This window comes from Phycisphaerae bacterium (assembly GCA_035275405.1).
In the GTDB taxonomy this organism is placed as follows: domain Bacteria; phylum Planctomycetota; class Phycisphaerae; order UBA1845; family UTPLA1; genus DATEMU01.
The window spans coordinates 318,969-344,101 of record DATEMU010000003.1 but is presented as its reverse complement, the minus strand read 5'-3'; the positions used below and the strand labels follow the sequence as shown (position 1 = coordinate 344,101).

15 protein-coding genes are annotated in these 25,133 nt (G+C 61.2%); 10 read left to right on the top strand and 5 right to left on the bottom strand.

Annotated elements, in window-relative coordinates:
* Positions 1–27 precede the first annotated feature (27 nt).
* Positions 28–789: a hypothetical protein gene (locus VJZ71_03315; protein HKQ47084.1), complete on the bottom strand. Its 762-nt coding sequence runs from the start codon at positions 787–789 to the stop codon at positions 28–30.
* Positions 790–971: 182 nt separating this feature from the next.
* Between VJZ71_03315 and pckA the strand changes: the two genes are divergently transcribed.
* The 4 genes from pckA to VJZ71_03295 all read left to right on the top strand — a co-directional run bounded on the left by pckA (position 972) and on the right by VJZ71_03295 (position 6,081).
* Entirely contained in the window at positions 972–2,558 is a 1,587-nt protein-coding gene (gene pckA / locus VJZ71_03310; GenBank protein HKQ47083.1) for a phosphoenolpyruvate carboxykinase (ATP), read from the top strand.
* Positions 2,559–3,011: 453 nt separating this feature from the next.
* Positions 3,012–4,499 (top strand): formylglycine-generating enzyme family protein, encoded by a 1,488-nt coding sequence (locus VJZ71_03305; protein HKQ47082.1) that lies wholly within the window; start codon positions 3,012–3,014, stop codon positions 4,497–4,499.
* A gap of 68 nt (positions 4,500–4,567) precedes the next feature.
* Positions 4,568–4,960: a DUF6804 family protein gene (locus tag VJZ71_03300; GenBank protein ID HKQ47081.1), complete on the top strand. Its 393-nt coding sequence runs from the start codon at positions 4,568–4,570 to the stop codon at positions 4,958–4,960.
* Positions 4,961–5,016: 56 nt separating this feature from the next.
* Positions 5,017–6,081, top strand: coding sequence for a hypothetical protein (locus tag VJZ71_03295; GenBank protein ID HKQ47080.1), 1,065 nt, complete (start codon positions 5,017–5,019; stop codon positions 6,079–6,081).
* Between the two features lie 707 nt (positions 6,082–6,788).
* Here the strand turns inward: VJZ71_03295 and VJZ71_03290 are convergent.
* On the bottom strand, positions 6,789–7,472 hold the full coding sequence (locus VJZ71_03290; GenBank protein ID HKQ47079.1) for a choice-of-anchor F family protein: 684 nt from the start codon (positions 7,470–7,472) through the stop codon (positions 6,789–6,791).
* A gap of 799 nt (positions 7,473–8,271) precedes the next feature.
* Here VJZ71_03290 and VJZ71_03285 point away from each other — a divergent pair.
* The 5 genes from VJZ71_03285 (at position 8,272) to VJZ71_03265 (ending at position 16,804) form a co-directional block, all read left to right on the top strand.
* The gene (locus VJZ71_03285) at positions 8,272–9,477 is read left to right on the top strand and encodes a thrombospondin type 3 repeat-containing protein (GenBank protein ID HKQ47078.1); all 1,206 of its coding nucleotides are present in this window, start codon (positions 8,272–8,274) and stop codon (positions 9,475–9,477) included.
* A 132-nt stretch (positions 9,478–9,609) separates the two neighbouring features.
* Positions 9,610–11,103, top strand: coding sequence for a DUF1800 domain-containing protein (locus VJZ71_03280; protein HKQ47077.1), 1,494 nt, complete (start codon positions 9,610–9,612; stop codon positions 11,101–11,103).
* 50 nt (positions 11,104–11,153) lie between these two features.
* Positions 11,154–12,509 carry a DUF1501 domain-containing protein gene (locus tag VJZ71_03275; GenBank protein ID HKQ47076.1) on the top strand — a complete coding sequence of 452 codons (1,356 nt, stop codon included), beginning with the start codon at positions 11,154–11,156 and terminating at the stop codon, positions 12,507–12,509.
* A gap of 47 nt (positions 12,510–12,556) precedes the next feature.
* Entirely contained in the window at positions 12,557–14,593 is a 2,037-nt protein-coding gene (locus VJZ71_03270; protein HKQ47075.1) for a tetratricopeptide repeat protein, read from the top strand.
* Between the two features lie 81 nt (positions 14,594–14,674).
* A complete protein-coding gene (locus VJZ71_03265; GenBank protein ID HKQ47074.1) occupies positions 14,675–16,804 on the top strand; it encodes a tetratricopeptide repeat protein in 2,130 nt (709 codons plus the stop codon).
* A 23-nt stretch (positions 16,805–16,827) separates the two neighbouring features.
* On the opposite strand, the gene VJZ71_03260 is transcribed toward VJZ71_03265, so the two are convergent.
* Together VJZ71_03260 and VJZ71_03255 are read right to left on the bottom strand one after the other, a co-directional pair.
* Positions 16,828–18,015, bottom strand: coding sequence for an AAA family ATPase (locus tag VJZ71_03260; GenBank protein ID HKQ47073.1), 1,188 nt, complete (start codon positions 18,013–18,015; stop codon positions 16,828–16,830).
* A 97-nt stretch (positions 18,016–18,112) separates the two neighbouring features.
* A complete protein-coding gene (locus VJZ71_03255) occupies positions 18,113–21,082 on the bottom strand; it encodes a phosphoribosylformylglycinamidine synthase subunit PurS (GenBank protein ID HKQ47072.1) in 2,970 nt (989 codons plus the stop codon).
* A 404-nt stretch (positions 21,083–21,486) separates the two neighbouring features.
* On the opposite strand from VJZ71_03255, the gene VJZ71_03250 reads away from it, so the two are divergent.
* Positions 21,487–22,584, top strand: a complete 1,098-nt coding sequence (locus VJZ71_03250) for an acetyl-CoA carboxylase carboxyltransferase subunit alpha (protein HKQ47071.1) — start codon at positions 21,487–21,489, stop codon at positions 22,582–22,584.
* Positions 22,585–23,162: 578 nt separating this feature from the next.
* On the opposite strand, the gene VJZ71_03245 is transcribed toward VJZ71_03250, so the two are convergent.
* Positions 23,163–25,130 (bottom strand): PAS domain S-box protein, encoded by a 1,968-nt coding sequence (locus VJZ71_03245; GenBank protein HKQ47070.1) that lies wholly within the window; start codon positions 25,128–25,130, stop codon positions 23,163–23,165.
* Positions 25,131–25,133: the final 3 nt, after the last annotated feature.

The window sequence follows — 25,133 nt, the reverse complement described above, 5'->3', positions numbered from 1 at the left end:
TCGACGATCCGCAGCCGCCCGGCCGTATCACGGCGCCGATTCGCCGCTCTCCGGCGGATGGCTGGCGACCGCCTCGCTTCGGCCCGGGACCGAAGCCGTGCCCGCCGGTCGCCACTCAATCTCCATCGCCGCGTCCTTCACCTCGAGAGCCACCGAGGCTGACTGCCCCTCGAAGGACTGCGCCTCCGAACGCCCCGCCAACATGAGATAGTAGCCCCGCTGCGGCTCGAACCGGGCGTCAAACACCAACTCGTGGACGATCCCGGAGGCGTTCGGGCCCTTGCCCAGGCTGGTGGCCATCAGATTTTCCGTCTTGATGATCTCGCCGTAGGAGTCCTTGATGAAAAACGTCAGCATGCTCTTGGCCGTCGCAGGGAGCGCCTCACCACTCGCGGCCGCGCCCTTGGATTCATTCTTCTCCGAGACCTTGAGATTCAACTTCACGATCGCATCCAGCGGCGCATCCCCGGCGTTGTCAAAGCAATAGCCCAGTTGAAACTCGCCCCAGGCCCCACTCTCGTCGCCCGCCTCCGCACGGCAAACCGCTCCATTCTTGCCTTCCGGCTTTGACTCTCCGCGCCCGGTCCCGCTCTGCCCGGATCGAAACGACGTGTAGTTGAATCCCTCTGCCGCGGGAATCTTGAGCGCCCCGCGCTGCACGACGCTCCGGTCAAAATCCGGCCGCTCCGCAGGGGGCTTGCGCACGTCCATGCCCGTTTCCCCGCCTCCGCACGACGGCACCAGCATCGGGACCAGAACGACCGCCAAAATCACGCAAATTCGACGCATAATCGTTTAGCCTACGCCGGGGCCATGCGGCTGTAAAGTTCGCGGCCCCTTATGGCGGGCCGCGATGAGTTTTCGGGACCGGACTTTCGTTGGTGACGGCCCGCCCCCCCTCCATTCTTGATCTTTCCACAACCCCCCTCCAAAATCCTCCATCTCCAAAACCGTCTCAAGGATTTGCCGCCATGATCCCCAGCGAATTCGGCCTCGAACATCACGGTCTCGCCCCCGCCCGGCCTGCCCACTGGAACAACTGCGTCCCCCAACTCGTCGAAATGGCCGTCGCCCGACAGGAAGGCCAGTTGACCAGCACGGGCGCCCTCGCCGCCCTCACCGGCAAACGCACCGGTCGCTCCCCCAACGACAAGTTCATCGTGAGGGACTCCTCCACCGAAAAGACCGTGGACTGGGGCAAGGTCAACAAGCCGGTGACCCCGGACGCCTTCGATAGGCTCCGTAAGAAGACGATCGAGCACCTCAACCACCACGAACTTTTCATCACCGACGCCCTGGCCGGTGCCGATCCCGATTACGCCCTGCCGATTCGCGTCGTGGGCACGAAGGCTTGGCACGCCCTCTTTGCCCGCCAGCTCTTCCGCCGCCCGACCCGGCAGGAGTTGCCCAAGGCCAAACCGGAATACGTTATCCTCTCCGCCCCCGATTGCCACGCCGATCCCGCCATTGACGGCACCCACAGCGAGGCCTACATCGCCGCCGACTTCGCCCGCAAGATCATCCTCATCGCCGGCACCCATTACGCCGGCGAGATCAAGAAATCCATCTTCACCGTGATGAACTACATCCTCCCCGACCGCGGCGTCTTCCCCATGCACTGCTCCGCGAACGTGGGCAAGGAGAGCGACGTCGCCCTGTTCTTCGGTCTCTCCGGCACGGGCAAGACGACGCTCAGCGCCGACCCGCGGCGGCGTCTGATCGGCGACGACGAGCACGGCTGGTCCGATCGCGGCGTCTTCAACTTCGAGGGCGGCTGTTACGCGAAGTGCATCCGCCTTTCCGAAGAGCGCGAGCCGCAGATCTATAACGCTCTCCACTTTGGGGCTGTCCTGGAAAACGTCGTCGTCGACCTCGAGACCCGCGTCGTCGACTTCGACAGCGAGAAATTCACCGAAAACACACGCGCCGCATACCCCGTCGAATTCATCGAAAACGCCCTGCTCCGCGGTCACGCCGAACACCACCCCAAGGCAGTCATCTTCCTGACCTGTGACGCATTCGGTGTCCTTCCCCCCATCTCGCGCCTCACGACGGCCCAGGCGATGTATCACTTCATGAGCGGATACACGGCGAAACTTGCCGGCACCGAAGCCGGCGTCGGCAGCGAGCCGCAGGCGACTTTCAGCACCGGCTTCGGCCAGCCCTTTCTCCCACGCAGCCCAATGGTCTACGCCAAGATGCTGGCGGAAAAAATCACCAAGCACCACTCGACCTGCTATCTCATCAACACCGGCTGGTGCGGCGGCCCCTACGGTGTCGGCCATCGGATCGACCTCGCCGCGACCCGTGCCATGATCACTGCGATCCTGACCGGGAAACTCACGGACGCGCCGACCACGCAGGACCCTATCTTCGGCCTGCACATCCCCAAAGAAGTACCCGGCGTCTCGACGGAACTGCTCACCCCGCGCAAAACCTGGTCGGACGGCGCCGCCTACGACGCCAAGGCCAAGGACCTCGCCAACCTCTTCGTGAAAAACTTCGCCCGCTTCCCCGACGCGACGGCGGAAGTGAAGGCAGCCGGTCCTCGAACGTAGGTTTCGTGCCTGGGCCTGCCCGCCGTGGCGGGTGCCGGACGTGCCCGATCAAAGCCCCGGGAAGGTGTGCCACCGGCTAATTGCCGGTGTCGGGGAGGGCGAGGCTCCTGCCGAGCCACCGTAGCACTTGCTGGCGTCTCCCTCCGCAACGATTAGTTAGTCGAGTATCATTTCGTCCGCCGCCAAGGGAGCGGGGCCTGTCGCGGTCGCGGATGCTGATTATGGAAATCGAGCGGAGGCGAACTCCTGACGAAGAAGAGCTGCATCGAAAGCAAAATGAGCTATCGGCCCTTGAAGCGTTCGTTGAGTATCGCGCTGGGACATAAGTGATTGTCCAGTCGGTCGTGTCCACGAGTTAGACTAGGTCGCGCGGCGCGGCTCCGACCCTGAAACGCTCATCGGAGAAACGGTAGGCGCGTCGCCATCTGCCCGACTCAGGAAGAAAACTCTACGATGGGCAAACGGTCATCAATTTGGAGTTTTTCAGATACCCATCGGAACCGTCTAGCGGTATTTGTCGGAATGATCGGATCGACCCTTTGGGCGGTTGGTTTCTTCCTCCTACACAATCGAAGCTACTTCCGTGAGAGGGATTGGTATTGGCTCGTGGGTGGAGCGATCGGGGCCTACATTTGGTTTGGATTATTGGCTCTGGCTGGATCGTGGGCGCTGAGGGGATCGTCGGCAAAGAAAAGCGACGAGTTGATCGGTGCTGGGATATCGCAGAGAGCCAGACGACTCATCCGTAAATTGACATCGCGGAATGAAAGAATCAAGGAGGTGCGTCAAGGCCTGCTTCTGATCGTGATGAGCATGGTCATCCTTACCATTTTCTTTCGCCCGCTTTATTGTTGGGTCGCCCTGGCGACGAACGCGACGCGGGTAACGGCAACGGTGCTTTCGGTGGGAGTGGGTCGCGAGTCCAGAGATTCACATGGCGGCAGGCATTTTAGGTGTCCACACGTCTTGAGCTACGATGATAGGACGCGGGTCGTGGACCTCAGTGGGTATTACTCTGCCGGAACAAAGCTTGATGTCCGATACGTCAAAATGGCGGCATCATCGGATGACATCATTGATGTCGTGGCTGACGAGCAGTTCGAGGAAAACCCTTGGGTGCTCGTTCTTTGTCTGGCGTTCTTGTGCGCTTGCTGTGTAAGTGGTGTCCAATTGATTCGCGGAAGTTTACCTCGCACCGCATCAATGCGCGCAACCGATGTCGCAGCGGAGCCGCGCAACAACCCACCCACGCTCACGCTGGATTGCGGCGGCGGCGTGCAGATGGAATTGGTGCTGATCCCCGCAGGCACATTCACAATGGGATCAATAGGGTTGCATGTTTTGGAGGAGCCGCCGCACGGGGTAACGATAAGCAAACAGTTCTACATGGGTAGGTACGCGGTGACGCAGGAGCAATGGCAGGCGGTAACCGGGCGCAATCCGAGCCACTTTGCGGGAGCGAAAAACCCCGTGGACTTTGTAAGCTGGAACGATTGTCAGGAGTTCATAGAAAAATTGAAGAAGAAATTCCCGCAGTACAGTCCCGCCCTGCCGACTGAGGCTCAGTGGGAGTGCGCCTGCCGCGCGGGTAGCACGGGAGCGTTCTGCTTCGGGGACAACGAGTCTGAACTGGGCGAATATGCGTGGTTCAGGAACAACGCCGACCAGCAAACGCACCCAGTGGGGCAAAAAAAGGCTAACGCCTGGGGCTTGTACGACATGCACGGCAACGTGTGGGAGTGGTGTGCGGATTGGTGCGGAAAATATTCGACGAATCGGGAGACGGACCCCACGGGCACCGCGCGTGAAGGGTGCCCTGTAACTCGGGGCGGCGCGTGGATCGTAAGTGCTGCGGACTGCCGCTCGTCGTACCGCAACTTCAACAGGCCCGACCGTCGGAGCATCTATTTTGGGTTCCGGCTGGCGCTGGATCCTAATTAACGTATTGTACTAGTTGCTCTGGCACTTCACGCCGAGCGAACCGAACTACGGAGGCCGACAACCAGATCGTGGATCGGCAAATCAAGACATCCATTTTCGCCGTTGCTGCGGTCTGCGTCGCCATGTTGCTCATCGCGATGGGAAGACAGCCCTACAGCTATTATCAATTCTTGCGGTGGATCGTCTGCGCGTCCTCCCTCTGGTTCCTGCTTTATGCAATCAGGCTCAAGGCACTGGGCATCGCGCTTGTGTTGGGCCTGCTGGCTGTGACCTACAACCCGCTCGCGCCGATACGTTTTGGACGAGGAACGTGGGCCGTTGTCAATGTCGTCAGTGCCTTGGCGATCGCCGTAAGCGCTATGTCCGTCGTTAGGTTGTCTCGCGGATCAGAAAAAAGGCGCGATCGGGTCGCCCATCCGAATGATCCGAATGCTCGAAAGAGAGACGACGAAGTCGCCTAGATTCCGGGACCAGGTATTGCGCTTTTGTGACTCCTGAGTTTGGTATAGTACCGCACATGTATACGCCAAGAGCGCGGGTTTTTATCAGCTGTGGCCAGAGGAGCCCTGCGGGCAAATCTGAAATCGGCGAACGTATAATCGCCGAACAGATCGAGAAGAAAATTGGTAATCTCGAATTCGAGCCTTACTTGGCGGCGAAACGGCATACATACATGGGTCCTATGGACGACATTTTTCGAGCATTAGAAGCCTCGGAATACTTTATTTTCGTAGACTTCAGGCGCGAAAAACTTGGTTGTAATTTTGGAAAAAGATGGTCTCGTGGGTCGATTTACAGCCACCAAGAGTTAGCGATCGCGAGTTTCCTAAAGACCGAGCAATTGCGGTTTGCCGAGGAAGGCGTTCGTTTGGAGGGCATTGGTGAGAATCTACATGGCCGCCCTGTCCCATTCGCTGATCGAAGTAAGCTCCCAGAGCTAGTTGAGCATGAAGTACGTGACAGGCTCGGGAGATCCTTGGATCGAGGTGGGTGGCGGACCGATTGGAAGAACGCGCTGACAATATTGGATAAGGTTGAAAATGACCCACATGTGCGTCGCGCGGCGGCACCTGATAATCGCTCCTATAGCAACACCAATCAACAACTTCCAATTCTCTCGGGCTTTTCGGACGCGCCCGACGGAGGCGCTACCTTTTGGCACTTGGTCGTCAGAAACCTCCATTGTCGCCGGTTAGCAACGGATTGCCGATGCTTCTTGAAACGATGTGTCAAAATATCGGGCACGGACCTGCCCACGCTGGCCCATGAGCATGTTGAACAGAAATGGGCTGGCGTCGTCTACAATCAATCCGTCGCCATTCCCGCAAACAACGGCGAGAGACGCGTTGCTGCGTTCCACAAGGAGGATCAGGAGAGCGGTATCCACTTTCACCAAATGTGGGTAGATACCGATTCTGCAAAAGCGGCTGAGCTCATTACTGGTCCGGGCAAGTACGAACTTGAGTACCTCGTCGTTTCGTCCAACTTTCCAACGGCCAGTAAGACCTTTGTTTTGGAACTCGATAGGAGCGGCAACGTACAACGCTTCGCGCCGAGCGACACGTTAGCGTCGGACTCTTAGAGGCGGTGACTTGGTTTTGTCGATGACCGTGACGGTATGCCAGGGAGGAATTCTAAATTCTCATGGCCGCTCCATCGCCTTCACTTTCCCCAACACCTCTCGCCCGACTTCGCCCTTCGTGCAGGTATTACTGTCAGGATGAATTACTTGGCGTGACGGCCCGTCAGTGCTAGCAGGAAAATAATCCCAGGCCGATCCTCCGCCGCCCTGACCAAGCCCGGCCCATTCCGCCCCCTAATCCCTCGTTCCAGAGGGAGCGCTGAGCACGAGTACTTGGTTAGGAACAAGGAGCGGCGATAACCGTCGCCGTAGTCCATCTTACGGCTTCTGGCTCCAAGCCTATGGCTCGTGAGTTCGTACATTCCCCGCGCCGGCCTTGACGGCTCATGGCCGACCATTGCTTGGGAAGTTGTTCTGGGAAGTTCAGTAAAATTCAGGTTGCGCGGGCCGTTTCAGCCAAACCGCAGCGTCGCCGGTGTTAAGATGGGTAACATTAATCCTTTCTTCTACCAGGTCAGAAGAGGTTCTCTGTGCCCTCGGTGCCTCTGTGGTGGATCATCCCGCATTCCGAATTCCGACTTCCGCATTGGCCCGTTCCGCCTTGTTCCGCCTGGTTCCACCAACAAAAAAAGACCCGCGCCGTTTGCGCCCGATTGCAGTCGTTTGCGCGAGAAAAAAATCGGTGCCCGAAATAAAATCGGCCGGCCTTATCCCCTCACCTGCCTCGTTCGCCGTCGAAGCAGGCCCAACCCGCACAGCAACATAACAACTGTCGTCGGCTCGGGGACCGGGACCGGCGACTGACGAAGGGTGAATTCGCTGACGCCGTCGGGCACATCGAGGTGAAAGATCATGCCGCCGTTAAACGCCGTGTTCGGCAGGAAGCCGCTGGCGAAGATCTCCAGCTCCGTCACGAGGAAACCTGGAAAACCCGGGCCCATGGTGACCGGTGAATCGTGATCGGGGGCGTCGAAATCCAGCCCGCCGCCCGGCGTCGCCGGGACAAAGCCGCTGCCGAATCCGAATCCCAGTTCCATGTGATAATCGCTCCAAGCGATTCCGGTATTGTTGGCCACTCCCTCGTTCATTCGATACTCGGTGGTGCCGCCGGTGTCGGCGACCGTGAAAACCAGATCGACGGGGCCGATGCCGACGTAGTTCTTCTGCAGCACCTGCACGAGATTGGGCGAAACGCCGACCTGGTTGTCATTGTTGGGCGCGGACGGCGGCATGATGATGTCGCCCGCCACGGACGCGACGCCGGAGTGCCACGTCAGCGCGGTGATCACGCCGCCCTGGGCGTCGACGGGGTGAAGCAGTGCGGCGGCGGCAACCAAAGCCAATACCGACACACGGACGAACGCAGAATGGCGACGCAATCCAGGATGCATGGCTTTCCCTCCACGAAAAATTACAGACACTTGCCGGATCGAAAAGCCGTCCGGCGGACTCGGGGCCCGGTGGACGGACCCACAATCGGTGTTATCATCCCGCGACACCGATTAACGGAGCCGGCGATGACTTCGCGCATTATAACGAATCGCACCCTTGCGATTCTTCGCATTGGGGGAGGTTGGGGTCTTTGATTAACCCACCGGGTAGCGGCCAAAGGGGGTGACCGGGAGGGGGCGACGCCGCCCGGCCTCGAGAATCAGGTGGTCGACTCAGCTCGATAACCGGTTTCTGGGCAATTAGTTACCCGTAGCCAAATCGCGGCTTCAATATTTCGACTGCGGCGGGAATAAAAAACCCAAGTTCGTTGTTATGGCTATAGAACATTCCGCGCTGCCGGGAAGCGCCTCTCCCCCCTGGCCTCTTCCGCAGAAGGACGAGGCCGCGAGTTACCGGCGCCGAAATCCCAGTTTGTTGACCAGTGGATGATTGTTCGGCTCGCCCATCCGCTGGCCAGGCCCACTCGGTGGTCGGATCGAGTGGGCATTTTTTTGCCCCCAACTCGGTACTTCAATGGTCGATTTTTCGACTCCGCTATACGCAACCCATGCCCCGTCACGGCCGGTAATCCCGCAATTCAGCGATTAGGACCGAATCACAAAGTGTTGGCCAAAGCTTGATACCGGCGTGATTTGGCGATATCATGAAGGACACGGGTTGAAAGAAGTCCTCGGCGCTGCCTCTCCCCGCCCCGGCCACCCGCAATCGTATATTCCCTGCCCGCGACGAGGTTCGTTCATGCGCCTCCTGCGTTTGCGATTGATGTCCGTCTGCATCGCAATGGCGTGGCTTATCGCCGCCTCCAGAGCGCAGGGCCAAGTGACGGTGTACGAAACCGGTTTCGAAAGCACCGAGGCTCCCCCCTTCGTCAACGGCAACCTTGCCGGTCAAAACGGCTGGATCTCCACGGACGATCCCCCCACCACCGGTCGCGGCCTGGTCCAAAGCACCTTCGCGCACACCGGGGCCCGCGCTGCCCTGCTCGACGCCTCCGTGACCTTGAACAGCGATTGGTATTGGAAGCCGATCAACTACCCGGTCTCGGTCGCCGTGAATCCGATTGTTCAAGTGACCTGGAACATGTACCTCGACGGGACCAGCCCCAACAAGAGCTTCCAATGGGGTATCGACGCCTACGACGACTCCTCCCCCACTCCCAAGCGCGTCACCGCAGTGGTGGTCAACAGCACCGGCCAACTCCAGATCTGGGACGGCTCGGTCTATTTCACCACGGCAACGACGGTCACACGCAACGCCTGGCACACGTTCAAGCTCAACATCGATTACGCGGTCGGTGTCCGGCGCACCGCGCTGTATCTCGACGGGGTTCTCATCATTACCGGCCGCGCCTTCACCCCCGGCACGACGGACGTGCTGGCGGATGTGGATCTTTACAATGTGGATGGCGGTGGATCGGACAAGGCGTACTACGACAACCTCAAGATCGTGGCGATGCCCGATTCCGACGGCGATCGAGTCCCCAACCCCGAGGACAATTGTCCCAATACGGCCCCCGGCGATCCCGTCGACGCCTTCGGATGTTCCACAGCCGACACTGATAACGACGGCGTTCTGAACGATCAGGACCTTTGTCCCAACACACCGACGTGCGCACCGATTAATGGCGTCGGCTGCCCCAGCGATTCAGACGGCGACGGGGTTTTTAATGGCTGCGACAATTGTCCGAATATCCAAAACCCGACCCAATCGGACACCGACGGCGACGGGATGGGCGATGCCTGCGACCCGTGTCCCCTCACCCGGCCGGGCGATGTCAACGGCGACGGAGTACTCGATGGTCGAGACGTCGTACGATTCACCTCGCTGTTGTTTGCTGCAAACCCCACTGCGGCCGAGATTTGCGGCGGCGACTTTGACTTGGACAACGGGATCGACACCGACGACAGCCCGGGCTTTTCGCAGGCTATTGTGCAAGGTCCCTAGTATGGAAGAGACATGTATAGAATTGAAGTGTCCAACGCCCGGCGGTAAGATTGACCTTGGCTATCAACCCCTAGAACCAAGATCGCTCGGCCAGCTCGGCGAAGCCTTGGGCAAATGCGAGAGGAAAATGGCATGAGCACAGCTAAGCTGCTTGGACGCAGGATCGGCCAATGGCTGACCGATGAAGGCGAAGCGGGGATTCTCACGCGCCGCAACCTCCTGCTCGGCGGATCGGTACTGGCCGGATTGTCGTCGTCCACCGCGGAGGCCGCGCCCCGACCGTCGCCCTCGCGCTGGCTCGTTAATCGGCTCACCTTTGGCTACACGCCGTCGGAACACCTGTTGGCGGACTCGCTGGGCTATCACGGCTACCTTGAACACCACCTCAATCACACCGCGATCAACGACAGCGACGTCGAAGCGCGATTGTCGGGTTACACGTTTCTAAACTGGCCGGCCTATGCGCTGCTCGCGGCCCATGCCACCTACGTCTCCAACCAACTGATTGATGCCACGATCCTGCGCGGCGTCTATAGCAAGCGCCAGCTCTTCGAGCGAATGGTCGAGTTCTGGTCCGACCATTTCAGCATCGACATCATGACGGCGCAGAATATCTGGCTCAAGCTTCCCGACGACCGCGACGTCATCCGCGTTCACGCGCTGGGGACGTTTCCCAATCTGCTCGCGGCCAGCGCCCAGAGCGCGGCCATGATGCAATATCTCGGCAATGACATCAGCATCGCCGGCAATCCCAACGAGAACTACGCCCGCGAACTCATGGAATTGCACACCATGGGCGTGGACGGCGGCTACACGCAGCAGGACGTCCAGGAGGTCGCCCGCTGTTTGACCGGCTGGGGCGTCAGCGACAGCACTCCCAACCAGGGCTCGTTTATTTATCGCCCGGCCTGGCACGACAACGACGCCAAGACGGTCCTGGGCTACAACATCCCGGCGGGCGGCGGCTTCAACGACGGACTCATCGTGCTGGATATTCTGGTCAACCACCCCAGCACGGCGAATTTCATTGCCAAGAAACTCTGCCGCCGGTTCTATGGCTACGACGTTTCGCAAAGCCTGATCGACAGTGTCGCCGCGACGTTTACTTCCACGGGCGGAGATATCAAGGCGATGCTGCGGACGCTGTTCAACAGCATCGATCCCGCCACCGCGCCGCCCAAGTTTAAGCGTCCGTTTCATTTTATCGTCTCCGCCCTTCGGGCCTTGAACGCGCAGATTCCGTCGGACCCGTCGGCGGGCGGTTCGCCAATCCGCAGTCGAATGGCCGAAAACGGCCACGAACCGTTTCACTGGCTCACGCCCGATGGCTATCCCGATTCGCTGGAGGCGTGGGGGGCGGCCTTGCTGCCCCGTTGGAACTTCGCCATTGCCTTGATGTGGGGCCAACTCGCCGGCGTGACGGTAGATGTGAACGCGCTCCTCGCCGGGGCCGTCACCGCCGACGACATCGTCGCCCGTCTCGATCAGGTCATTTTCGCCGGAGTCATGCCGCCCGCGGACAAGACGCGCATCCGCGATTACCTGCTACCCAATAATCCGTGGGCCGAGAAGATCAACGAGGCGATCGGCCTGGCGATCAGCTCGCCCGGCTTCCAATGGTATTGACGAGGGGACCGCGCTGTTAGCGGTCGCCGCGGCGACCACGAGGTTTTGTCATGAGCGTATCCGAATGCCAAGGCTGTGCGGAGTACCTCCAGCTCTCACGGCGAGGGTTCATCGGCGCCGGCGGCGGCCTGGTGCTCGCGGCCGCCGGTCTTCCCGCCTGGCTCCCCGACGTCGTTTACGCACAGGACGCCTGTACCGACCGCGATATCATCGTCACGGTCTTCCTGCGCGGCGCGGCCGACGGCTTCACCCTCTGCGTCCCGCATACCGAAGACGCCTATTACGACGCGCGGCCCACCCTTGCGGTCCCTCGGCCGGATAGCAGCGACCCCAACAAAGCCATCGACTTGGACGGGACGTTCGGCTTCCCGCCGATGCTTGCACCGCTCATCCCGGCCTTTCAGGCCGGCCAGTTGCTTGTGGTCCACGCCTGCGGATCGACCAACCCCAGTCGCTCCCACTTCGACGCCATGCGCTTCATGGAAGTCGGAAAGCCCGCCGACCCTGCGGTCGTCTCCGGTTGGCTCGGTCGACACCTGGCGACCTCCACACCGCTTTCGGAATCGGCGATTCTCCGTGCCGTCGGGATTCACATCGGTCTGCAGCGCGCCTTGCACAGCGCGCCAAAGGCCCTGCCGATTCGCGACCTGGACAACTTCGGCCTCGGCGGCGCCCTCTCCAGCCTGGCGGCGCGCAAGGCCGCGCTCAATGACATGTACAACCTGGTGGCCGAGCCGCTCCGCTCCGCGGCCCTTAACAGCCACCTGACCAGCGACCTTCTCGACCAGATCAACTTCGCCGGCTACGTTCCCGCCGGCGGCGCTGTCTATCCCACCGACGACTTCGGCAAGTCGCTCAAATCAACGGCGGCTCTGATCAAGGCCGACGTCGGTGTGGAAGCCGTGGCCGTCGACATCGACGGTTGGGACACCCACATTAATCAGGGCCTGGCCCCCGGCGGCGCGCTCCACGGCCTGGCCACCAAGCTCGGCAGCGGTCTCGCCGCCTTTCACGCCGACATGTTTTCCGGTCCCACACGCAACCTCACCGTCGTCGTCATGTCCGAGTTCGGCCGACGGCTCCTTGAAAACGGCAGCCTCGGCAGCGATCACGGTCACGGCAACGCCATGTTCATCCTCGGCAACAACATCGACGGCGGCCGCGTGCTCACCCAATGGCCCGGTCTGGCCCCGGAGAACCTTTTTGAGGGCCGCGACCTCGAAGTGACCATCGACTTCCGCGACATCCTCGCCGAGATTGTCTCGCAGCGGCTGATGAACAACAACCTGTCGGTCATCTTCCCCGACTACACGCCCACCTTCCACGGCGTCACTCAGTCCTGCGCCACCGCCGCTCCCAAGCCCGGCAAGAAACCCGGCAAGCAACCCGCCCACGCCCGTACCTGAGGCCGCGGTAGGCCGTCCTCCACGCCTTCGCATAAGATTCCGAGCCGATGGCGAATCGAATTCCCCCTCGACTCCTTGTCGGCATCGGCCTTACCACAATCGCGATCTTCGCCGCGTACGCGCCGGTCTATCGTGCGGAGTTTCTGTGGGATGACGACGAGCATGTGACCACGCCGGAGCTTCGTTCCCTTCACGGGCTCTCTCGCATCTGGTTCGACGTGGGGGCGACGCAGCAGTACTACCCGCTCTTGCACTCGGCGTTCTGGATCGAACACCGGATGTGGGGCGATCGGCCGCTGGGTTATCACCTCGTTAATCTGGCGCTGCATGCCATCAATGCCGCGTTGGTGATGTTGATTGTGCGGCGGTTGTTGTGGGACCGGGCGGCGCGTTGGGCCGATGCGACGGCGATCCTGACCGCCGCGGTCTTCGCGCTGCATCCCGTCCATGTCGAGTCGGTCGCGTGGATCTCCGAGCAGAAGAACACGCTCTCGGCGGCATTCTATCTTTCGGCGGCGCTAAGCTACCTGCGATTCGATCGAACGCGGCGCTGGGGCTTCTACGCCGCGGCTACGGCGTTCTTCCTCCTCAGCCTGCTCACCAAGCCGGTGACGGTCACGCTTCCGGCGGCGATGCTGGGGATCTTCTGGTGGCAGCGGGGCCGAATGACGCGACGCGATATCGTGCCGTTGCTGCCCTGGTTCGCGTTGAGTATCGCCTCGGGGCTGTTTGCCGCCTGGGTGGAACACAGCGTCATCGGGGCGAAGGGCACGGCCTTTGAGCTTTCGGCGGCGCAGCGGCTCCTGCTGCCGGGTCGCGTCGTGGCGTTTTATCTTTCCAAACTGCTTTGGCCGACGGACCTGCTCTTCGTCTATCCGCGCTGGACGGTCGATCCCACGGTGTGGTGGCAATGGCTATATCCGGTGGGACTGATCGCCGGCCTGACGGCGCTGGGGAGGCTCTGTCGGAGAACGCGATCGCCGTTGGCGGGCGTATTGTTCTATGTCGGCTCGCTTTTTCCCGTGCTCGGCTTTTTCAATGTGTATCTGTTTCTCTACACGTTTGTCGCCGACCATTTTCAATATCTGCCGAGCCTGGGCGTGATTGCAGTGGCCTGCGGCGCGCTGGTCGCTGTCGTGTCCAGGATCCCGCGGCGCGGGCTTCAGATCGCGATGCTATCGCCTCTGCCGATCGTGTTGGGCGTTCTGACGTTCCAACAATGCGGCCCGTACTCCGACAGCCGGACGATGTATGAAACGGTCCTGCAAAAGAATCCCGATTGCTGGATGGCCTACAACAATCTCGGACAGCTCCATGCCAATCGCGGCGAGTTGGAGGAAGCGGCCCGGTATTTCAGCGAGACGATCCGGCTGAACCCGAAGTTTGCTGAAGCCCGCAACAACCTGGGCCATGCCTCGATTCAGTTGGGCCGGCTGGACGACGCAGAGGCTCATTTGCAGGAGGCGATCCGCCTCGTACCGCACTATGTCAACGCCCATTTCAATCTCGGACTTCTGCGCGAACGACAGGGTCGTAGGGAAGAAGCGATCGCTGAATACCGAATGGCGACGGGATTCGACCCGCACTTTGTTTATGGCTACCTGAGTGCGTCCGAGCAAATGGCCAAAGCCGGCGAGTCGGCGGAGGCGCTTGCGGAATTGGACCGCGGATTGGCGGCGTTGCAGGGCCGCCCCGATGCGGCGTGGCTTTACAAGGCCAAGGCCGCCATCTTCACCGGTGAGAAGAAATTCACAGAAGCGATCCCTTTGCTGGAACGGGCGGTGTCGCTGGCTCCGCGCATGGCCGAGATGCACCTCCAGCTCGCCCATGCGCTGGCGCAGGCGGGCCGGCTCGACGACGCCGTGGACGCCTACCAACGGACCCTGGCCTTCGACCCGGGCATTGCCCAGGCGCACTACAACGTGGGTGTCATTCGCATGGCACAGGGCAATTTCCCGGAAGCGCGCGCGAACCTGGAACAGGCCCTGCGGCTCCGTCCGGACTACACCGAGGCCCGCGAGCGACTGGCGGACTTGAATCGCCGCCCGCCGGTTCCCGCGACCGCCCCCTCATCGCGAAAATGACGGGATCGCCTTTCGTGGCTGCGCCGTGGGCGACTGTCGTGGTTGTTCAAGCGCGGCGCGATCCTCTAAGATGTCAACGCCATGATGAACCGGTTGATCGCTCACCCCGCATTCTGCATCGGCCTCATCGTCGTGGCCACGATGGCCGCGTATCTGCCGGTCTCTCGCGCCGGTTTCATCTGGGACGACGACGATTACGTCACGCGCAACCCGACGCTCCGCTCGGCGGAGGGCCTCCGGCAGATTTGGACCGACACCAAGGCCACGCCGCAGTATTACCCGCTGGCCTTCACGAGCTTCTGGATCGAGTACCACTTGTGGGGCCTTGCGCCTCTCGGCTATCACATCGTCAACGTCTTGCTCCACGCGGGCTGCGCGATTTTGATTTGGCGGCTCCTGTTGTTGCTGGGCGTGCCGGGGGCATTGCTCGCGGCGATGCTCTTTGCAGTGCATCCGCTGCACGTTGAATCGGTTGCGTGGATCACGGAGCGCAAGAACGTCCTCTCGGGCCTGTTCTATCTTGCAGCGACGTTGGCGTACCTTCGCTGGATCCGGATCGACGAACCCGGCGCCTCCCGACCGAGCTCATGGCTTTTGTATGTCCTGGCGTTCGTGTTCTTCCTCTGCGCACTACTGAGCAAAAGCGTTACGGCCACTCTCCCGGCGGCGGTTTTGCTTGTCCTGTGGTGGAAGCGCGGCCGGCTGGGCCTCCGCGACATCCTTCCGATGATTCCGTGGTTCGTGGTCGCCGCGGCGATGGTCACGTTCACCGTCAGCCTCGAGCGCCAGCACGTCGGCACCGAACAGCTCGAGTGGAACCTGGGGGTCATCGATCGCATTCTTCTCGCGGGCCGCGCGGCGTCCTTCTACTTGTGGAAGCTGGTCTGGCCCGCAAACCTGATTTTTTTCTACCCGCGCTGGCAAATTGATTCCGCGGATGTGTTTCAATATGTGTTCCCCGTTGGCGTCCTCGTCGCCCTCGTTGCATTGTTCGCGCTTCGCCGCCGCGCCGGCCGCGGCCCGCTGACGGCGGCGCTCTACTACCTCGGCACGCTCTCGCCGGCGCTCGGCTTCGTCATGGCCTATCCGATGCGCTTTTCATTTGTCGCCGACCATTTTTGTTACCTGGCGAGCATCGGGCCGATTGTGTTATTCAGCGCGCTGGTCGTCGCGGCGTTTCGCGAACGACTGCCCGTCGGATTGCCCGCCGCACTGGCCGTTCTCGGCATCCTGGGCGTACTGACGTGGCAACAAACCCGCATCTACAAGGATGAGGAGACGCTCTGGCACGACACGATTGCCCGCAACCCCGGCGCCTGGGCGGCGCACAATAATCTCGGGCGCCTCCAGGCCGGCAGGGGGCAGTTTGACAAGGCGGCCGGCTATTTCGCTGAGACCGCGAGGCTGTTTCCCGAGTTTCCGGAGGCCCATTACAACCTCGGCAATGCTTACGTTTTTCTCGGCCGCCTCGACGAAGCCGAGGCGGAGTTGAAAGAAGCCCTGCGCCTCGTTCCGCATTATGTGAACGCGCACTATTGTCTGGGCCTGCTGCGGGAGAAGCAGGGCCGGCCGGACGAGGCGATCGCCAAGTACCGTGACGCCGTCGGTCTCAACAAGTATTTCATACCGGCCCATATGAGCCTGACGCAGCTTCTGGTGAAACAAGGCCGGACCTCCGACGCCCTGGCGGAGCTGGATCGCGGGATTGTGGCGTTCGAGGACAAGCCCGACGCGTCACTGCTCCATAAGGCCAAGGCGGGGATTCTGCTCTCCAACGCGAAGATGGAAGAGGCAATTGTCGAGTTGCGCCAGGCCGTGCGCCTCGCGCCGGGCAGCGCCGACATGCGTTTGCGTCTGGCCAACGCCCTTTTTCAAGCCGGCAAGCTGGACGACGCCGCGACGGCATACGTGGAGACGCTGGCGATCGACAACGAAGTCGCGCAGGCGCACTACAACCTCGGCGTCATCCGCGTGTCGCAGGGTCTGCCCCAGGAAGGGTACGAGCACTTCGTCGAGGCCGTTCGCATCAAGCCGGACTACGCCGACGCCCACTTCAACCTGGCCCAGCTCTTTGAAGCGTCGAAACGGCTCGACGAAGCCGCCCGGGAATACCGCGAGGTCCTGCGTATTTCCCCCGGCTACGAAGAAGCGCAGCAAAGATTAGACGCCGTACTTCGTCGATCCCAATCCACGACCGCCCCATCGCAATAGCGGATTGGTACCAGGCTCGTTTGCTACCCGAACCGACCGCGATCCTTCGGCGCGGCGGAGCGCAGCAGGTTGAGCTGATAGTCGCCCAGGTAGCCCTTGGACTGGAAGTGCTTGAAGAGTTGTTCCACGGTCGTGAAGACCCGCGTGGCCGTCTCGGTCACGAAGGGCGAGGGATCCTTTTTCGGCCGCCAGATGACGTAGACTTCCTTTGTGCCTTCCCAGGCGTGCTGAAGCTCGCGCTCGACGCCGGAGGACAGACCGGGGAAGCCGCTCGGCGTTTCGGGGATGTAGCTCACGATCATGTCCGACTGGTCGATCAGCTTGAAATCGCGGGCGTAAATCTGGCTGTCGATGTCCCGCGCGACGCTCGAGACGTCCGTCACGTTGAACGGGACTTTTCGGCCGTTGACGTCCAGCGTGATGGACTGTTCGCCGCGCTTCGTGGCCTCGGCCGCTTCGAACAACAGCCGCTTTTCGTCCAGGTCGCCAGGATCGAAGCAGATGAAATGCTCGGCGAGGCTGTCGCGGAAGCCGTCAATCTCCGCCAGCGTCTCGGGCATGTCCATGACGTGCGACATGGGGAAGCTGGGGTAGATCTTCTTGGTTTCCGTCTCAAACATGAGCCGCACGAGCGACTCGGCCGTCCCCGCGCCGTGACCGCGGGCCAGGACGTAATACCGGCCGTGACCGCCGATGCTGTGCGCCAGAATCTCTGTCGCGAGGATCTCCTCCTCGCGCCAGACCATGATGTCCTTGAGGGTATGGATGATGTCGTGATCGCGGAGGAGCCGCTCGTGAACGGCGTCGAGATTGTCCACCAGCGTCACATAAAGATCGGCGTTGAAAGACGACATGTGATCGAAGTCGAAGGCCTCGAAGAGACCGTGCTTCCAGCGAAACGTGGCGTGCGTATTGACGATGACGTTCTCGGTCTTCTCCGCGGTGGAGAGGATATCCTTGAATACCGCCCGGCGGAGGGTGTTGAGACGCGTCCGCGGCAGATCGAGAATCCGCCCCCGCACGACGTCCGGCGCCTCCTTGTACATCATGTCGCCGACGTTGCAGAGCGTCAGGCGATGCCCCTTGCGCTCGGCAATCTGGACGACCTGTTCGAGAAACGCCTTCTTCTCCACGCCGACCTGCCCCGTCACAACGACGCGGCACCCGGCGTGACCGGTCTTGCCAAAAAGAGTGGTGTTCACGCGGCTCATGGTTCGTCTCCGCCTCTATGATACCGCTTTTCGCCGCCTTGGTGAATGGCATTGGCGTACACTCGTCGCAACGCCGCCTGAAGCGGACCAAATATGGCTACCAATTCAGCGGCGACTGCCAGCTACTTCGCAGGTCCGATAGGGCCACGACCTGTTCGCCATGACCGTCAGATTGAACCCTGATCTTCGGGGGCTGATCCGCACTGACATCACCGAGCCGCTGAAGCGGTACGTCGCCGCAAATTCGCCTCAGCGATTCGCCTGCATTGGCCGCCGCCTCAACGACGTACCACCCCGACCCTTCATCGAACCAGCCGATTCCCATCAGGAGCCGCAGCGTCGCCCCTCGATTCGCCGCCATGCACATCTCCGCGACTGCCGCCAGGACTCCCCCATCGCTGACATCGTGTACTGCGGTCACGATGCCCTCGCAGTCTAAGCGCGCAACGGCACGATGGGCTTGAATCGTTCGAGCAGGGTCAAACGCAGGAATTCCAATCAGGAAAAGCTGGGAGTTCTCCTGCTTCAAATCCATCGTGACGCAGTTCGCCACGTCGTCGATAAGCGATACGGCGGAAATGAGCAGTGTATAGGGAATCGCCAACCGACCGCCGCGAATCGCTTCGGTAGGGTGGGCCGTGCCCACCATCTTCATCGCCGCGCGGACGCTTTCCACGTCGCCAGCGTCCAGCGCGAATTCGTTGTTCAGCGAATCCTTCCCACTGATAAACGGCAACCCGTACGCCTTGGCCACGTCGTAGCACGCCTGGCAGGCGCGGACCATCGCGCCGAGGTTGCGCGGGTCGTCCACTCGCGGCCAGCAGAAGTTATCGAGGATTGCGGTCCGCGACGGGTCGCCGCCCACGCACACCACGTTGCGCAGGGCCTCGTCGATTGCCGCAACAGCCATCCAATAGGGATCGCCGTCTGCCAACTGCGGCGCGAGGCCGCAGCCGATGGCGATGCCGCGCGGGCTGTCCAGTCGCGGCCGGATGACCGCCGCATCCGAGGGTCCCTCACCTGGGCCGACGAGCGGCCGGATTACCGTGCGCCCGCGAACTTCGTGATCGTACTGCCGGATGATCCAATGCTTGGACGCCGTTGTGGGCGAGGCCAACCGCTTCTTCAACTCGGCGACGATATCAGTCGGCTGTGAGGCAGGGGTTCGCGCGGTGCCCGGCGAGGGCCGCCACTCCGCAATGCGCTCCGTCTTGGGTAGGCCCTCGTGCAGGAAGTGCAGATCGATATCGCCGACCTGCCACCCTTCGTAACGAGTCACCAGCCGCCCGCTGTCAGTAAACGTTCCGATGACCGTCGCTTCGACGTCTTCGCCCCTGGCCAGCGCGAGCAGCGCCCCCACGTTCTCCTGCGGGACGGAGAGCACCATCCGCTCCTGTGACTCGGAGATCCAAATCTCGTCGTAGCGCAATCCGGCGTACTTGAGTGGGACATCTTCGAGATCGACCTCCGACCCGGTTTCCGCCGCCATCTCCCCGATCGCCGACGAAAGGCCCCCCGCGCCGCAATCTGTGATGGCCGAGAATAGGCACCTCCGTACTCCGCCCGATTCTCTGAAATCCCGCGCCAGCAGGACGACGTCGAGCACCTTCTTCTCTTCAATCGCGCTGCCGATCTGTACGGCGTGCGCAAACTCATCCTCGTGTGTGTCGGTCAACTCCGCGCTGCTGAACGTGGCCCCGTGTATCCCATCGCGACCCGTTCGCCCGCCCATCACGACGATCGCATCGCCCGGCCGCACTTTCTTCTCAATCCGATCGATAGGAATAAGTCCCACGCACCCACAAAACACCAGCGGATTGCCAAGGTAGCGCGCGTCGAAATGCACCGCGCCGTTGACGGTCGGGATGCCCATGCGATTGCCGTAATCGCGCACGCCCGCGACGACGCCCTTGAGCACGGTACGCGGATGGATTATGCCCCTGGGAACACTGTCCACCGGCCAATCCGGCGGCGCGACGCAGAACACGTCGGTATTGGCGATCGGCTGCGCCCCCAGCCCGCAACCCAGCACATCGCGAATCACGCCGCCAACGCCCGTCGCCGCCCCGCCGTACGGTTCGATGGCCGAAGGGTGGTTGTGAGTCTCAACCTTGAACGCGATGCCAAATTCGCCGTCGAAATCGATGATGCCGGCATTGTCCTTGAACACGGACAAACATCGCGGCCCCCGCCCCTCGCGCATCAACTCGTCCGTCGCCCGCGCGATCGTATCCTTGAGCAAATTGCCGTATCGAATTTCAACTTCATCTGATTTGGCGCTTTGGTGCTTCGGCGTTTCGGCGTTTAATTCAGGCATCGGCGCCCCGCGATACACGATTGCGCTCTTGAGCGTCTTGTGTACGCAGTGCTCCGACCATGTCTGGGCGATTGTCTCCAGCTCCAAATCCGTCGGATCGCGACCCAACCCCCGATAGTGTTCCTGAACCGCCCGCATCTCCTCCAAGGACAGGAACAGATGCCCCTGCCGGCTGAGCCTCTCCAAGGCGGCCTCATCCAAATCACGGAGTGAGACGCTGCGCAGTGAAAACTGATAGCGCGGCGGCTCCGGCGGCGGCTCGATCGCCCGCGTCCCGATTACCACATCCTCGATGCAGTCGTTGCCCAGCAGCCGCGGTATCTTCCGCAGGTCGGCGTCGCTCGGGATCGGCGACAACTCGTACCGCCGTCCCGTCCGCACACTCTCCGCCCGCACCCCCATGTCCCTTAGTGCCAGCATCGTGGACTGCGCGACGGTATCCATCACCCCCGGTTTGAAATGAACCTCGACCGCAAGCGACCCGTCCGTTTGACCCGTGTCCGATTCCTCCTGGCGCCGAGAGGACCAGATCTCCGCCACGGGGTCCGCCAGGAGCTCCGTCGCCACCCGGACGGCGAGCTTCCGCTCGTCCGCCGTCCCTTCGACCGACAGGTCGATCACGAACAAGCGGGCCGTTCGTACCTGCGAAACCGACCGAACCCCAAAATCCGATAGGGTCTGCAAGACTTGCCGACCCAGAGGGTCGGGTTGCCCCGAAGCCGGCTCAATCTGGAACCGCCATAGTCCCAAAATGTTTCTCGATTCTACGGCACCCCGCCGTTGACAGTGCTAACTTTATGTTCTATGCTAGTTTACAGCCGTTTCCTCGCTCCCGCCAGGCCGCCGAGCTTAGCCTTCCTTGCTGATGGGGTCAATTCCTACTTGTCGATATTCCATGGATTGGCTACCCTGATAGACCTGTTGGGACCCCCCACGGTCCCGCCGGTACAAAGGATGTCCGGCTGTTACGTGGGTGAATCGACAATCTGGACGGGCTCATGCCGGGTTCAGCGCGGAAACCGGCGCAGTGGTGGCAAGGAGTGCCCTTGAGTAGCTCGGTCCGGAAAGACGGCTGCTGGCCACAACCTTATGGCTCAATTGCGGTAAGGCTAGACCTTTCTCGCGTTGGTGGCTGGGCTCTTTGAGGATTCTAAATGAGTACGACGACGAGTGCGTCTGCAGGCCTCAACGGCGGGGCATACCTGCCCTTTGAGATGCCCCTTGTACGGATGGAAAAACAGATGGAGGAGATGGAGACCGCCCAGGCCGCCACCGGCCGGGATATGAGCGGCGAAATCCGCAACATCCGCTCCGAACTCCTCGCGGCCCGACGAAAGATCTATTCCAAGCTTGACGCCTGGGAGACGGTCCAGGTCGCCCGCCACCCCAAGCGGCCGCTTGTGCCGGATTACCTCGGCATGATGGTCCGCGACTTCTGCGAGCTGCACGGCGACCGAAACTTCCGCGACGACAAGGCGATCATCACGGGCTTCGGCCGCATCGGCAACTTCAAGTGCATGTTCGTCGGCCACAACAAGGGCAAGGACACCAAGGAGCGCCTCGAGAACTGCTTCGGCATGGCCCACCCTGAGGGCTATCGCAAGGCCCTGCTCAAGATGAAACTCGCCGAGAAGTACGGCCTGCCCGTCGTTTGTTTGATCGACACCGCCGGCGCCTACCCCGGCATCGGCGCGGAAGAGCGCGGCATCGCCCAGGCGATCGCCGTCAACCTCCTCGAAATGTCGCGGCTCAAGACGCCCATTGTCTGCGTCGTCATCGGCGAAGGCGGCTCCGGCGGGGCCCTGGGCATCGGCGTCGGCGACACCATCGCGATGTTCGAGCACGCGTATTATTCCGTGATCTCTCCCGAAGGCTGCGCGGCGATCCTCTGGAAGTCCGCGGAGCATGCCCGCACGGCCGCCAAGGCCCTGAAGTTCACGGCCAAGGATCTTAAGAAGCTCAAGCTCGTCGATGAAGTCCTCAAGGAGCCGCTCGGCGGGGCCCATCGGGATCCTGCGGCCGCCGCGGCGACGCTGGAAAAATACATCACCGATACGCTTCGCGACCTGAAGCGCGTTCGCACGGAAACGCTGCTGAAGCGGCGTTACAAGCGCCTGCGCGAACTCGGCTCCTTCTTCACTGTGGAGGGCGCGACCTCCGCCGCCGCAAAGGTGCGTGCTCGCGAAACGGCCCTCACGACGCGGCGCGCCGCGACGGTGGTGGAGACCGCCCGCATCGCGGCCACGGCCTAGCGCTGCCTGCTCACCGAAACAGCGAATTAAGCTCCGCGAATGAGGCGAGGCCGTCAAATTCGGCGAAGCTCCCCTCTTCGTTCAGGGGTCCAACCGCGCGATTGAAACCCGGCCCACGCTACCAAGGCTTATAGGGGTTATTCCATTCGTTTTTCACGCATCTTGTCGGGACTTCCTTTTTCGCTGCTCCTCATCAATTATCGATTTCGTTAATTTCTCGTTCAAACGGAGTCGGTAGAACGGTAAAGATGATTTGACATGGCTATCCCAGTCGCCGAGGACGATGACTCGTTAGTCAAAGGTGTCCTGTACTTCGAAAGGGCAATCAAAACCATGCCGTTAACGGGGCTCGCTCCGTCTGCGGTCGTGGACCTTGGGAAAATCGTCCAAGAGCAAGTCCATTGGGCCACCTTCCTGAGAACACGACAAGCGGTCCGTCATTGCGGTCAACAGCCGGCTCTTAGTTGCTCAATTTTTTAGCCGCTTGCCGGAGGTCGTCAGCTTGCTTCTGCTTATCGCCTCCTGGCACAGTGCGATCGGTGCGCCGAGCGATGGTACGGCTAAGGCAAGACGGGGTCCTAGTGCTGAGCCTGATTTTGGGGATTGCCTCTCCCTTGCCTCGGCTCCGAAATGAGCGTCAGCAGGGCGTCAACGTCCACCGGCTTCACAAGGTGATGGTCGAACCCCGCCTCGGCAGACCTTTCGCGATCCTCTGGCTGGCCCCAGCCAGTTAGCGCTACGAGCGTAATTTTTTTGCCCCATGACTGCTGGCGGATGCGACGACAGACTTCGTGTCCATTGAGCCTCGGCAGGCCAATGTCGAGAAGGACAACATCAGGGCGGAATGACTCCGACTCCGCCAGAGCCTCTTCGCCGTCATGCGCGACACGCGCTTCGTTGCCCTCAAGCTTAAGGAGCGTGGCCAAGGAGGCGACACAGTCGCGATTATCGTCGACTACGAGAACGCGGTGCCCGCGAGAAGGCGCTCGCGCCGCCGATGGCGAGGATGGCTTGGGTGCAGTCGCTCCGATCAGGACTGGAAGGCGGACGCGGAATTCGGCCCCCTTCCCTGGGCCATCGCTCCGAGCCTCGACCGATCCTCCGTGCATTTCGATCAATCGTTTCACCAGCATCAGGCCGATGCCCAGTCCACCCTGCGACCATTCCCGCGCCGTCTCGATCTGTGCGAACATATCGAACACACAGTCGAGCTTGTCGGGCGGGATGCCGATGCCGTTGTCGCACACTTTTACCAGCACGTCGCTGCCCTGCCTCTCGGCCGCAACCGAGATGCGGCCATGCGTCTTTGTGTACTTACAGGCGTTGGTGAGCAGGTTTCCGACGATCTGTATCAGCCTTGCCGCATCGGCCTCGACCCATATAGGCTCGGGCGGCAACGAGATAGCCAACTCGTGCTTGAGGTCTTCGATCAACGGCTGGCATGCCTCGATAGCGCACTGGATCGATGATGCCAACAATACGCGCTCCTTGCGCAGCTCCACCTTACCGCGCGTGATTCGGCTCACATCGAGCAGGTCGTCGACCAGCCGCATCAGTTGCTTTAACTGCCGGTCCATCGCAGCGATGGACTGGCGGAGCAGGTCGAAATCGCCTTCCTTGCGCTTCAGGATTTCGAGCGAGTGCCGCAACGGAGCCAGCGGCCCACGCAGCTCGTGGGACAAGGTTGCCAAAAACTCATCCTTGCGGCGGTCAGCAAGCTTCAGTTGCGTCAGAAGCGAATAGATTTTCAGTTCTGCCCGCGTCTGGTCCTCGGTATCAATGTTTGCGCCAACCCACTCCATAATCGATCCATCGGCATTGAGCACTGGGGTGGCACGCTCGATAAAGTAACGATATTGCTCTGTGGGCGCGTGCCAGAGGCGTCCGCTGGCTTCGTAGATGTTGCGCTCCGCGCAAGCGCGCTGCCACACTTTCAGTAAGAGATCTCGGTCATCCGGGTGCAGCGCTTGGACCCAGCCGAAGCCGCGATACTCATCCCATCTTTGGCCCGTGTATGCCTCCCACTTCAAATTCGGCTCGATGAATGCGCCAATCTCATCCCGGGTCCACGGCACATCGGTGACCAGCGCGAGCAGTGCGCGGAGCCGTGCTTCACTGATACGTAGACGCTGCTCCGCAAGCTTGCGCCCGGTGATGTCGCGGGCGACCTTTGCCGCTCCGACTACTCGGCCATCCTCATCCTTTATTGGCGAGATGCTCAGCGAAATATCCACCCGTGAGCCGTCCTTTCTCATACGTTCCGTCTCGAAGTGCGCAATGCGCTCGCCGCGCCTGAGCAGTTCAATGAATTCCGCTTCTTCATTGAGTCGTTCCGGAGGAATGATCAGGGTGATCGATTGGCCGATGGCTTCCGCGGCACAGTACCCGAAGAGCCGCTCGGCGCTGCCGTTCCAACTGGTGATGACGCCATCGAGATTCTTGCTGATAATGGCATCGTCGGAGGAGTCGACGATGGCGGCAAGTCTGGCGCGCGCTTCAACCGCCGAATAGCGATTATCCGTAGGATTAGCTTGGTCGCCTGGCATTGT